The organism is Dyella sp., from assembly GCF_051962475.1.
In the GTDB taxonomy this organism is placed as follows: Bacteria; Pseudomonadota; Gammaproteobacteria; order Xanthomonadales; family Rhodanobacteraceae; genus Dyella_A.
Genome location: NZ_JBQCCF010000053.1, coordinates 37,375 through 49,344 on the forward strand (window position 1 = coordinate 37,375; position 11,970 = coordinate 49,344).

12 protein-coding genes are annotated in these 11,970 nt (G+C 69.1%); 4 read left to right on the top strand and 8 right to left on the bottom strand.

Annotation, left to right across the window (positions count from 1 at the left end; all coding sequences use genetic code 11):
* Nucleotides 1-82: 82 nt before the first annotated feature.
* Nucleotides 83-1,615, top strand: coding sequence for a D-alanyl-D-alanine carboxypeptidase/D-alanyl-D-alanine endopeptidase (gene dacB, locus ACTHJF_RS11950; protein ID WP_440267301.1), 1,533 nt, complete (start codon nucleotides 83-85; stop codon nucleotides 1,613-1,615).
* Nucleotides 1,616-1,624: 9 nt separating this feature from the next.
* Here dacB and ACTHJF_RS11955 read toward each other — a convergent pair whose 3' ends face one another.
* The 8 genes from ACTHJF_RS11955 to ACTHJF_RS11990 all read right to left on the bottom strand — a co-directional run bounded on the left by ACTHJF_RS11955 (nucleotide 1,625) and on the right by ACTHJF_RS11990 (nucleotide 8,938).
* Nucleotides 1,625-2,107, bottom strand: a complete 483-nt coding sequence (locus ACTHJF_RS11955) for a glutathione peroxidase (protein ID WP_431637533.1) — start codon at nucleotides 2,105-2,107, stop codon at nucleotides 1,625-1,627.
* Between the two features lie 232 nt (nucleotides 2,108-2,339).
* On the bottom strand, nucleotides 2,340-3,527 hold the full coding sequence (pncB, locus tag ACTHJF_RS11960; protein ID WP_440267302.1) for a nicotinate phosphoribosyltransferase: 1,188 nt from the start codon (nucleotides 3,525-3,527) through the stop codon (nucleotides 2,340-2,342).
* A gap of 318 nt (nucleotides 3,528-3,845) precedes the next feature.
* Entirely contained in the window at nucleotides 3,846-4,934 is a 1,089-nt protein-coding gene (locus ACTHJF_RS11965) for an aminopeptidase (RefSeq protein ID WP_440267303.1), read from the bottom strand.
* 42 nt (nucleotides 4,935-4,976) lie between these two features.
* Complete coding sequence (locus tag ACTHJF_RS11970) at nucleotides 4,977-5,459, bottom strand: hypothetical protein (protein WP_440267304.1); 483 nt, start codon at nucleotides 5,457-5,459, stop codon at nucleotides 4,977-4,979.
* Between the two features lie 91 nt (nucleotides 5,460-5,550).
* Nucleotides 5,551-6,420, bottom strand: coding sequence for a hypothetical protein (locus tag ACTHJF_RS11975; RefSeq protein ID WP_440267305.1), 870 nt, complete (start codon nucleotides 6,418-6,420; stop codon nucleotides 5,551-5,553).
* 157 nt (nucleotides 6,421-6,577) lie between these two features.
* Nucleotides 6,578-7,369: a metallophosphoesterase family protein gene (locus tag ACTHJF_RS11980; RefSeq protein WP_440267306.1), complete on the bottom strand. Its 792-nt coding sequence runs from the start codon at nucleotides 7,367-7,369 to the stop codon at nucleotides 6,578-6,580.
* Nucleotides 7,366-8,316 (bottom strand): diacylglycerol/lipid kinase family protein, encoded by a 951-nt coding sequence (locus tag ACTHJF_RS11985; RefSeq protein WP_440267307.1) that lies wholly within the window; start codon nucleotides 8,314-8,316, stop codon nucleotides 7,366-7,368. The genes ACTHJF_RS11980 and ACTHJF_RS11985 overlap by 4 nt, the downstream gene beginning before the upstream one ends.
* 10 nt (nucleotides 8,317-8,326) lie before the next feature.
* Nucleotides 8,327-8,938 carry a rhomboid family intramembrane serine protease gene (locus tag ACTHJF_RS11990; protein ID WP_431637542.1) on the bottom strand — a complete coding sequence of 204 codons (612 nt, stop codon included), beginning with the start codon at nucleotides 8,936-8,938 and terminating at the stop codon, nucleotides 8,327-8,329.
* Between the two features lie 104 nt (nucleotides 8,939-9,042).
* On the opposite strand from ACTHJF_RS11990, the gene ACTHJF_RS11995 reads away from it, so the two are divergent.
* The 3 genes from ACTHJF_RS11995 to ACTHJF_RS12005 all read left to right on the top strand — a co-directional run bounded on the left by ACTHJF_RS11995 (nucleotide 9,043) and on the right by ACTHJF_RS12005 (nucleotide 11,679).
* Nucleotides 9,043-10,254, top strand: a complete 1,212-nt coding sequence (locus ACTHJF_RS11995; RefSeq protein WP_440267308.1) for an NAD(P)/FAD-dependent oxidoreductase — start codon at nucleotides 9,043-9,045, stop codon at nucleotides 10,252-10,254.
* 82 nt (nucleotides 10,255-10,336) lie between these two features.
* Nucleotides 10,337-11,227: a PhzF family phenazine biosynthesis protein gene (locus ACTHJF_RS12000; protein WP_440267309.1), complete on the top strand. Its 891-nt coding sequence runs from the start codon at nucleotides 10,337-10,339 to the stop codon at nucleotides 11,225-11,227.
* Nucleotides 11,224-11,679, top strand: coding sequence for a YaiI/YqxD family protein (locus ACTHJF_RS12005; RefSeq protein WP_440267310.1), 456 nt, complete (start codon nucleotides 11,224-11,226; stop codon nucleotides 11,677-11,679). Before ACTHJF_RS12000 ends, ACTHJF_RS12005 begins: the two co-directional genes overlap by 4 nt.
* Nucleotides 11,680-11,970 lie beyond the last annotated feature (291 nt).

An 11,970-nucleotide genomic window follows, 5' to 3' on the forward strand; every position in this document is an offset into this window, starting at 1 on the left:
GCAACCGGCACGAAGGACCAAGCCTACCAGATCGGCCTTTTCCGGCCTGCACGGCGGGCTTCGGCGGGCCATACTGGCGCCCATGCACCGACTCGCTCCCTGGGCCGCCGCGCTCGTTTTCGCCCTTGCCGCAATACCGGCAGCCCGCGCCAGACCGTCGGCGCCACCGAGCGCCCCGTCATCCACTCCGCTCGCCGCGAGCATCGATGCGCTGATCCACGCGCCGCGTTTCGCCAACGCCAGTTGGGGCATCGAGGTGGTGTCGCTGGACACCGGCCGCACGCTGTATGCGCATGACGCCGAACGGCTGCTGGAGCCCGCATCCACCGCCAAGCTTTTCACCGCGGCGCTGACGCTCGACCGTCTGGGCGCTGACCAGCGCACTGCCACGCGTCTGCTGGCCCGAGGGCCGATTCGTCACGGCCGACTGGACGGCACGCTGGTGCTCTACGGCATGGGCGATCCCACGCTGGGTACTGCCGCCAGCACCGACTGGGCCGATCGGCTCGCCACGCAGCTGCTCGCGCACGGCGTCCGTCGCGTACACGGCGACCTCGTCGCCGACGACACCTATTTCGCCGGCCCGCCGATCGGTTCGGGCTGGGAAGTGGGCGATCTGCTGGGCGCCTTCGCCGCCCCGGCGGCGGCGCTGAGCGTGGACGAGAACAGCGGCTGGCTCACCCTCACGCCGGCCGCGCAGGCCGGGCGCTCTGTCGATCTGGCACTCGATCCGCCTCTGACCATTCCCGCCATCGACAGCCGCCTGATCACCGCGCCGGCGAAAAGCGCCGGCGACCTCAACCTTTACCGGGCGCCGGGCAGCGACACGCTCTACGCCTTCGGCAGCCTGCCGGCCGCCAGCGCGCCGCGGCGGTTGCGCCTGGCGATGAATGATCCGGCCCGCGTCGCGGCCGCCCAGCTGCGCGACGCGCTCATCCGTCATGGCGTGACCATCGACGGCCAGCTCCGCACGCTGCACTGGCCGCAGGACGACACCGCCGTCACCGCCGGCGCCACCCTGGTCGGCGAAATCGCCTCGCCGCCGCTGGGCGAGATCCTGCGCAGTGGCCTGAAGCGCTCGCAGAATCTTTATCTGCAGAACCTGCTGCTGATGGCCGGCGTGCAGGCTAAGACACTGGCCGAGCAGTCCGATGCCCCGCCGCTTGGCTTCATCACCACCGAGGCCTGGGGTTTGCGCGCCCTGCGCGAATTGCTCGATCGCATCGGCATCGCGCCCGCCGACGCGCGGCTGGAGGAAGGCAGCGGCCTGTCACGGCAGAACCTGGTGACCGCCTCGGCGATGGTGCGGCTGCTGCAGTACCTGGCCGCCCAGCCCTACGCGGCGAGCCTGCGCGACATGCTGCCGCTGGCCGGCGTGGACGGCTCGCTGATCGGCCGCATGCGCGGCACGCCGGCCGCCGGCAACGTGCAGGCCAAGACCGGCTCGATGACGTATGTACACGCGCTCGCCGGCTACGTCACCACGGCCTCGGGCCAGCATCTGGCCTTCGCGCTCCTGCTCAACAACTACGAGCCGGCAGCAGGCGATCCGCCGGCCAGCCGCGAGCTCGATGCCATTGCCGAGCGGCTCGCCGCCGACCGCCACGCGCCCTGATCCGCCGGATCAGCCGAGCTGTGCGGCGATCTCGCGGCCGATCTTCTCGGGCGTGTCGGTCGGCGCGTAGCGCTTCACCACCTGGCCCTGGGCGTCGACCAGGAACTTGGTGAAGTTCCACTTGATCGCCTCGCTGCCGAGAATCCCCTTGCCTTCGCTCTTCAGCCATTGGTACAGCGGGTGGGCGCCGGCGCCGTTCACCTCGACCTTGGCGAACATTGGGAAGCTCACCTCGTAACGGGTGCTGCAGAAGTTGCGGATCTCCGCCTCGTCGCCGGGCTCCTGGTGGCCGAACTGATCGCAGGGAAACCCCAGCACCACCACACCGCGATCGCGCATCTCGCGCCACAGCTTTTCCAGACCGGTGTACTGCGGCGTGAATCCGCACTTGGAGGCCACGTTGACCACCAGCAGGGTCTTGCCGCGAAACTCGCCCAGCGAGCGCTCGTTGCCGTCGATGTCGCGGGCGGTGAAGTCGTAGATGTCGGTCATGTGCTAGCCCTGGCATGGCCGGCAGCCCAGGGGGCGCTCCGGCATATGGTTATGAGAAATGGCCGTATGGCCGTCCATCGGGTGCCGGTTATGGTGGTCGCCTGCCCCACCGCCGCGCGCCCATGTCACTGCTGATTTCCGCTCTCGCCACCCTCGTTTCGCTGCTGGTGCTCGCCTGGCCGGCGCTCAAGCGTTCGTCGGTGTCCCATACGCGCGCCGAGGCCGAACGGACTCAGCCGCCGGCCTCGGCCGGAATCTCGAACACCTGCCGCAGATAGGCCACGTAGGCCGGATCGTCGCACATGTTCTTGCCGGGGCTGTCGCTGAGCTTGGCCACCGGCTGACCGTTGCAGCGGACCATCTTGATCACGATCTGCAGCGCCTTGGGGCCCACGTCGTTGGTGAGGTTGGTGCCCACGCCGAACGCGAGCTGGCAACGCCCCTGGAAATGCGCGTAGAGCTTCATCACCTGCGGGATGTCCAGTCCGTCACTGAACACCAGGACCTTGCTGCGCGGATCGACGCGGTTGGCACGATAGTGCGCCAGCACGCGCTCGCCCCAGGCGAACGGATCGCCCGAGTCGTGGCGCGTGCCGTCGAACAGCTTGCAGAAGTACATGTCGAAGTCGCGCAGGAAGGCGTTCAGGCCGTACACGTCTGACAGCGCAATGCCCAGGTCGCCGCGGTATTCGCGTGCCCACGCTTCCAGCGCGGCCACCTGCGAATCGCGCAGGCGCGGCCCCAGCGCTTGGTGCGCCTGCAGGTACTCGTGCGCCAGCGTGCCCAGCGGGGTAAGGCCCAGCTGCCTGGCCAGCGCCACGTTGCTGGTGCCGGCCAGCTGCGGACCCAGCCGGTCGCGCAAGGTGGTGACCACCTCCTCGTGCCAGGCGCGGGAAAACCGGCGGCGTGTGCCGTAGTCGGCAATGCGGCAGTCGGCGTAGCCGGGCGTGTCGTGCAGCAGGGCGATCTTGGCCGCCAGGCGCTCGCGCCCCGGCGACAGATCCAGCTGTGGCTGGGTGTTGCGGAAGTACACCTCGTTGACGATCGCCAGCAGCGGCACCTCGAACAGGATCGTGTGCAGCCACGGCCCGCGAATGCGGATCTCGATCTCGCCGTTGGCGTGCTCCGACGGTGTGATGCTCACGTACTTGGGGTTGAGCTGGAATAGCCCGAGGAAGTCGACGAAGTCGCTCTTGATGTAGCGCCAGCTGCGCAGGTACTCCAGCTCCTCGGCGGTGAAACGCAGCGTGCAAAGCTGCTCCAGCTCGGCGCGGATCTCGTCGATGTACGGCACCAGATCCACGCCCGGGTTGCGGCACTTGAAGCGGTACTCCACCTCGGCGCCCGGATACTGATGCAGCACCACCTGCATCATGGAGAACTTGTACAGGTCGGTGTCGAGCAGCGAGCGGATGATCATCAACGGGTCCGTGTAGAGAATGCTTGGCCATTATCGGCGTGATGGGCGCCACGGGCATAAAAAAACCCCGGCTGCCAGGGGAGGGGCATGCCGGGGTTTGTCAGGTCGGCGATCCGGGGGAGGAAGGGGCCGACCCCCCAGTGGCCCGGTGTTCTGGACCACTTCCTGTCGCCGTCACGGCGATACGGACACTTAGTGCGGACCGCGCCGGGGAAGTTCAAGGGCGTCCGAAGAAATATTCAGCTGCCGTCCGGGTAAGGCCGGCAGCTTCTTGCGGCCGGGGTGTCGCCGCGGGCAGGCACCCCCAAGCGGAAGCCGTCACGGCGCGGGCGCGGCGCTCGCGGCGAGGCCCTTCAGCGCCGCCTGGCGCGCGGGCGGGCGCAGATCGGCCAGCGCCCGCACCCGCCGGTAGAACTGCGCCCAGTTCCGCTGGGCCTGGCCGAACAGCACGGCAAAGGCCCCGGTCCAGCGGTCGTAGAGCCCGAACGGCAGCAGCCGGGCGTTGTTGATCGGCGCGGCGACCCAGGCGTCGTAACGGTGGTCGCCGGGAAAGTCGCGGTCGCGCCATCGCGCGTAGTCGCGTCGAAACGCGGCGATGTCGTCGTGCTTTCGCGCCGCCAGCGCCGCCTCGTCGCCGCCGCGTGCGTAGTCCGAGCGCAACCGTTCGCGCAGGGCCAGCACCTGCCGGGTAAAGCCCTCGTCCATCGCCTGCTCGCGAGCATCCAGCGGCGGCAGGCCGCGCGACTGCCGCCACTGCCGCAGGCCCTCGCGCTCGACGAAGCTGGCGAACGACTCGTTGAAGGCCGTGTCGCCCTTGGCGTAGACGCGCTGGTGCGCCAGTTCGTGGAAGATCGTGCCGGCCAGCTCGTCGTCGTCCCAGTGCATCATCGAGCTGAGAATCGGGTCGGCGAACCAGCCCAGGGTGGAATACGCCGGCACCGGGCTCACCCACACATCGAGCCCCTGCCCGCCCAGCACGGCGGCACGCTGCTCGGCCAGCGACTGGCGAAAGTAGCCGCGGTACGCCACGCAGCCGGCGAAGGGAAAACACTGCGGCACGGCATCCACCGCGTAGCGAGGCGCAGCGAACACATTCCAGGCTACATAGGGGCGGTCGAGCGCGACGTAGGTGGTGTAGCTGCGGTTGTCCGGCAGGGCCAGCCGCGTGGATGCGAACTGCCTTGCCTGCATCGCCAGTGTCAGGCGACGCGCCAGCACGGGCGGAGTGGCCGGGTCGGCGATGACCCGTGGCAGCGGCTGGCGCCGGTGCAGGATCTGCGCCTCGCCGCGCATCACATGACCGTAGTAGCGCACGCTGGCGCAGCCAGTGGCCGAGAGCGCCAGGACAAGCACGCCCAGGCGCAGGAGAGTCAAGCGCAGGAAAGTCGGACGGAGGGAATCAGGCATCGGGGACGTTCAGGGGCATCGCTCCGGAACGTCCATCGTGCCTCATCGGCGATCGTCGTCGCGACCGCCGCCGCGGTTGCCGCGTCGGTCACTTCCTTCGAATCGGCCCGCACGGCTGCCGCGGCCCGTCTCCGGCCGGCTGCCGCTCCCAGTGTGGTGATCGTCGCGCGCACCACCGTGATCACCCCACGCGTGTCCGCGGTGATCGTCGCCGCGATAGTCATGCCGATCATGATCTCGGTGGCGGTAGCGGTAGCGGTCCCGCGAATGGCCATACCAAGTGGCGCCGACGCCCACGCTCACCCCGCCCGGATAGCCGTAGCCGCCGTAGTAACCGGGGCGGTAGTAGCCGGGGGCGTAGTAATCGGGCGCGTAATAACCGTCGTCGTACACGGTGGTGCCGCGCCCGTAGTACGCGTCCCCGCCATAGCCATCGCGCACGTAGCTGTAGCCCGGAGCGACGTAGCAGCCGCTCAGGAGCGACGCGGCGATGACCACCGCCCCACACAGCAACCATTTCTTCATGGGATCGCTCCACCGGCGAAAGGACGCGACGTGCGGCCGGCGATCACGCTAGCCCCGCGCGATGAACGCGCCCTGATTTGCACGCCCTGGCTCATCCCTTGCCGCGCTTGCTCTGATCGCCCCGCTGGTGCGCCAACGCCGCAGGCGCCGTGGTCGACGCCGGTGCATCGGGATGCATCGGCGGCGCACCGCCGGCGGGATGGGCGGCTTGATCGGCGCCGGGCCAGGATGGCCCCTGGCGATCGCGCTCATGCTTGGCATCCAGCAGCGCCTGAATGTGTGCCACGGCCTCCTCCGGACTGATGTGTCGCACCGGCGCCGCCTCGGCGGGCTGCTCGCGCCGCACCGGAGTGGCAGCGGCGCGCTTGGCCGCCGGCTTGGCCGCCGGCTTGGCCGCGACCTTCTTCGTTGGCGCCGCAGGAGCGGCCACCTTCTTCACCGGCGTTCCGCGGGCTGGCGTCCGGGCAGGGGGCTTCTTGGCAGCCGTGTTGCGGGGCGCGGCCTTGGCCGGCACCGCCTTCGGGCTCACGCTCTTCTTCGCCACCGATTTGCGGGGCGCAGCCTTCTTTGCGGCCTTCTTTGCGGGCGACTTGTGCACCGCGGGCCGCTTGGCCGCAGCCTTCTTGGCAACTGTCTTCCTGGCAACCGGCTTCTTGGCTGCCGCCTTCCGGGTAGCCTTCTTCGTAGCCTTCTTCGGTGCAGTCTTCTTCGCCGACGCCTTCTTTACCGGCCCCTTCTTCGCTGCAGCTTTCTTCGCAGCCGTCTTGGCCGCCGGCTTTTTCACTGCGGCCTTTTTCGCGCTGACCTTCTTTGCGACCGGCTTGCCGGTGGCTGTCTTCTTCGCTGCTGCCTTGGCCACCGTGGTCTTCTTGCCAGCAGCGGCCTTCTTGGCAGCGGCCCTCTTTGCGGTGCCTTTCTTTGCCGCGGACTTCTTCGCGGCCGACTTGCGTGTCATTGCCATGCGTCTATCTCCTGCGGTGATCGGTGGATTCGCGGCCCGACTTGCGAAGCCTCGAAGGCTTCGGATTAGCAGAACCACGATGACTACGATCTGAGTATTGCGCGCTGCTTTACCACTGTCATGGGCAGGTGCCGCATCGCGCGCGAGGTGCGGCTGCTCAATGGGCCAGGGCGAGCGTGTGCGACTCGCGCCGGGCGAAGCGCGCCAGGCCCACGTCGTGGTCCCATCGCTCCACCACGCAGCTGTGCGTGCCCCGCTCGCGCCGCAGCACATTCACGGAATTGGGAACGTCGCCGCGCACCCGCCGCGACACCGCCGTGCCGGCCTGCACTACGTAGGTGCGGCAGCGGCGCTGAGCATCGAGCGGGCGCACGTACGGCAGGTGGATGTGCCCGCCCAGCAGCAGATCGACCCCGGCCTCGACCCACGCATTGGCCGCGCGCTGGTGGCCATGCAGCAGGTTGCCCACATCGTGCTGCCGGATCACCAGCATCGGCTGGTGCGTCACCACCACGCGCACCTGCTCCGGCTGCGCCTGGCCCAGCCGCTGCCCCACATGCTGGATCTGCGCAGGCGACACTTCGCCGTCCTTGTGTCGCCACCAGCGCGTGGTGTTGATCGCCAGCACGTGCCAGTCCGGCGAGCTCCACTCCTGTTCCAGCGTCGCGCCGAACGCTTCCTGGAAATGCGCATAGGGTGAGCGCAGCCGCGACCACAGGTCGAACAACGGGATGTCGTGGTTGCCCGGAATCACCAGCGCCGGTGCCGGCAGCGCGTCGACAAACGTCCGTGCCGCGGCGAACTGCGCGCGCCGTGCGCGCTGGGTGATGTCTCCGGACACGACGATGCACTCGGGCGCCAGTTCGGCCGCCAGGCGCTGCAGGGCCACCACCACCTCCACGCGCTCGGTGCCGAAGTGCGGGTCGGAGATGTGCAGCAGCACGCTCATGCGGCGTGCTCAGGCTCGGCGCCGCGCGGCACCAGCAGGCGCAAGGGTCGCGGGGCGATCGCAAAGCGCAGCGGCAGCGCGAAGGTGTCGATCTCCCCATCCAGCGCCACCTTGACCTTGCGGCGGCGGCGCAGCGTCACCTCCAGTTCGGTGAAGGCGAAGCTCTCCACCCGCTGCTGCTCGCCCAGATGCCCCAGCAGCCCGCGCATCGCCATCACGACGAGCGCCAGCCGCCCCACCGGACGCACTGCGATGCCTGCCAGCCGCCCGCGCTCAACCGCGGTGGCCTGCTCGATGCCGATCTTCTCCAACTGCAGGCGGTTGTTGCCGACCACCAGGGTCATCGCGTCCAGCACGCTCGCCGGAGCGTCGCCCCGCATCAACAGGTGCAAGCGGGGGAACCGCTTCAGCAGGGTCCGCAGCCCCGCTCCCAGCGCTACCAGCCGGTGGCGCCCGAAACGCTGCTTGGCTTCCTCGCGCTGTTCGAGCAACTCCGGATAGAGGCCGAGACTCGCGTTGACGAGAAAGGCGCGGCCGTTGACGGTACCCACCTGGACCGGCTGCTCGCTCGCATCGAGCAAGGCGAGCATGCCCTGCCCCGCCTCGCCCTCGGGCAGGCCATGGCAGCGGCCGAAGAAATTGAACGTGCCCTGCGGCAGCACGCCGAACAGCACGCCGCTGGGCAACACCGCCTGGGTCACCGCGTTGATGGTGCCGTCGCCGCCGACCACCACCACCGCGCCATCGCGCTCCTGCGCCTGCGCCACCGCCCGCTGCGCCAGCGTCGGCAACTGGGCAGGATCGTCGACACGCAGGATCTCGTGCTCGCGACCGCGCCCTTCCAGGCTGCGGCGGATGGATGCCTCTACGCGGTCGGGATCGCCGCTGCCGGAGGCCTGGTTGAGAACGATGAACAGGGGTGCATTTTGCGCGAGCGCAGCGGGCACGGGGTCTCCTTCATGAGCCGGCACCGGGATGGGCCAGTGCATAAAGGAAGTGAGTTAACACCCGCGGTTCCAACAGCAGCGTGAAGGCCACGCCGTAGGCCGCGCCCCACAGATGCGCGCTGTGGTTCACATTGTCCTGGCCGCGCTTGTCCATGTAGATCGAGTAGGCGGTGTAGAGCAGCGCGTAGATGATCGCCGGCATGGGAATGACGAACACATAGATGCGTGCCCACGGCGCCAGCAGCACGAAGGCGAACAGCACCGCCGACACCGCCCCCGACGCGCCCAGACTGCGATAGCGCGCATTGCTTCGGTTCTTGAGGTAAGTCGGCAGGATCGAGACCACCAGCCCGCCCATGTAGAACAGCAGAAAGCCCAGCGTGCCCAGGCGCACCGTGAAGAAGCTCTCCATGATCCGCCCGAAGAAGAACAGCGTGAGCATGTTGAACAGCAGATGGCCGAAATCCGCATGCACCAGCCCGTAGGTCACCAGCCGGTAGTACTCGCGACTGCGCTGGATGGCCGGCGGCCACAGCAGCAGATCGTCCAGCAATTTGCCGTTGTTGAGCGCCATGAACGAGACCACGCAGGTCACGGCGAGAATGATGAGGGTGATCGTCATGGGGACCAGAAAGACTAAGGAAGACTGCCGGCCATCTTGGCGGGCGGCGCGCACGCTGTCGACCGTGACGCAGCTTTGACGGCCGCCCTCGGCATGCTGGCCGGATGGATACCAAGAGCGGCTACCCGTGGTGGACCGTCAGCAATGGGCTGATCGGTCAGTTCCCCTCGCTGCGCACCGACACGCAATGCGAGGTGGCGGTGATCGGTGCGGGTATCACCGGCAGCCTGGTCGCGCACGCGTTGGCCGAGGCCGGCATGGACGTGCTGGTGATCGACCGCCGCGAGGCCGGCTGGGGCAGCACGGCGGCCAGCACCGCGCTGCTGCAGTACGAGATCGACACGCCGCTGGTCGACCTGATCAAGCGCTACGGCGAGACCGCCGCACGCACCTACCAGGCCTGCGACGAGGCGATCGACACGCTGGCGGGCATCGTCGCCGGCATGGGCGAACCGGTGGGCTTCCGCCCCTGCGGCAGCCTGTTTTTCGCCAGCAAGCGTCGTCACGTGGCGGCGCTCAAGCGCGAGTACCAGGTGCGCCAGCGTCACGGCCTGCCGGTGGAGCAACTGGACGCAGCCGACGTGCGCGAGCGCTTCGGTATCGAAGCACCACTGGCATTGTGGACGCCGCATGCGGCGCGGCTCGACCCCTACCGTTTCGCCCGCGTCATGCTCGGCCAACTGGGCCGGCGCGGTGTGCGTGTGCACGACGCCAGCGAGATGCAGGAGTGGACGGCCGAGCCGCAGGGCCTGCGCCTGCGTATGAGCAACGGCGCCCAGGTGCGATGCGCGCACCTGGTGGTGGCGGCCGGCTATGAGACACAGCGCTGGCTCAAGCAGCGCGTAGCGGTCAACCACTCCAGCTATGCACTGATCACCGAGCCGTTGGACACGCTGCCGCTGCAGCTGCACGACAACGTGATCTGGGAGTCCGCGCGGCCGTACGTGTACCTGCGCGGCACGGACGACCGGCGCATCATCATCGGTGGCGAGGACGACCGCCTCGATCTGCCGGCCAAGCGGGCCGCCGCGCTGCCGCGCAAGGTCGGCAAGCTGATGGACCGGCTGCGCGCGCTGGCCCCCGACATCCAGCCGGAGCTGGCCTTCAGCTGGGCCGGCACGTTCGCCGAAACCGACGACGGCCTGCCCTTCATTGGCAATGCACCGGGCCACGATCCGCGCGTGCACTTCGTGATGGCGTACGGCGGCAACGGCATCACCTACAGCACGATCGCCGCGGCGATGGTGCGCGATGCGATCCAGGGCAAGCGGCATCCGCTCGATGCGCTATTCGGCTTCGGCCGGTTGGCGGGCTGAGCCCACGCGTCAGCGGCCGGGTCCGGGCACGCCGTTATCATGCTCGGCCCGAGGCACACGCCGCGTTTTTTGATCGAGCCCAATGGATACCTTTCGCTACCTGCACCTGGACGTCTTCGCCGCGAGCCTCGGCGGCGGCAATCACCTGGGCGTAGTCACCGACGCGCGCGGCTGGAGCGACGCGCAGATGCAGCGCTTCGCCCGCTGGACCAACCTGGTGGAAACCACCTTCCTGCTGCCGCCCACCGAGCCCAACGCCAGCTACCGCGTGCGCATGTTCACGCCGACCAAGGAGATTGCCTTCGCCGGTCACCCCAGCGTGGGCAGCGCGCACGCCGTGCTGGCCTGTGGCCTCGCCGCGCCGCACGACGGCCTGCTGTGGCAGGAATGCCAGGCCGGCGTATTGCCGATCCGCGTGCAGGGCGATGGCGACGCGCGCCATTTGCTGCTGCGTTCGCCCGCCGCGAGCGTGCTCGCCACCGGCGCCGACGCGCATCCCTTGCTGCCCGCGGCCCTGGCCGGCGTGACGACCGGCGGGCTCGCGCCGGCGCTGGTCGATGGCGGCCGCCGCTGGTGGATCGTCGAGTGCGCAGACGAAGCGAGCCTGCGCGGCTGGCAGCCGGATCACGCGGCGATCGCCGCGCTCGGTCAGGCCAGCGACAGCATGGGCATCTGCGCGTTCGCCCGCAGCGCGTCCGGCGAGGGCTACCAACTGGCCGTGCGCGCGCTGGCCTCCGGCGCCGGGATCGCCGAAGACCCGGCCTCCGGCGCAGCCAACGGCCTGCTCGCCGCCTACCTGGCCCACGCCGAAGCGCACAGGCCGCTCGCCCGCGGCTACGCAGTGAGCCAGGGCCGCGAGATCGGCTACGACGCGCGCCTGCTCGTGCAGATCGACGCCGATGGCGCGGTGTGGGTAGGCGGGCGCACCCGCACCATCGTCGATGGCACCTTGCGCTGGACACCCGGCCCGTGACTGACGCGCAGATCTGGGTCGACGCGGACGCCTGCCCGGTGCCGGTGAAGGAGATCCTGTTCCGCGCCGCCGAACGCGCGCAGGTGCACGTGACCCTGGTCGCCAACCACGCATTGCGCACACCGCCCTCGCGCTACGTGCGCAGCATGCAGGTGGCCGGCGGTTTCGACGTGGCCGATGCGGAGATCGTGCGGCGGGTGACCGCCGGTGACCTGGTAGTGACGCAGGACATCCCGCTGGCCGCGCAAGTCCTGGACAAGGGCGCGCAAGCGGTCAACCCGCGCGGCGTGCCGTTCACACCCGACAGCATCGCCCAGCAGCTGTCGATGCGGAACTTCATGGAAGAGCTGCGCGGCGCCGGCGTGGACACCGGCGGCCCGTCTGCCTTTCATCCGCGCGACCGGCAGGCCTTCGCCAACCAGCTCGATATGTGGCTCAGTCGCCGCACCTAGCGCGGAGCCGCCGCCCCTGTAGGAGCCCGCTCGCGGGCGATGCTCTTGGCTCTGATGCTGCATCAAGGCGAAAGGCAGCGCCCGCGAGCGGGCTCCTACATGAAGGACGAGGCATCGGTCCGGGGTCGGGGGCACCCGGCTTCGATGTAGATCCACAGCGAAACCTCGGACCAGCCGCCGCCCCTCGCGCTAAACCCTCCCCTTTCCTGTAGGAGCCCGCACGCGGGCGAAGGTCGTAGGCCTGATACGCCTAGAAGCGGAAGAGCAACCCCCCCGAGCGGGCTACGACAG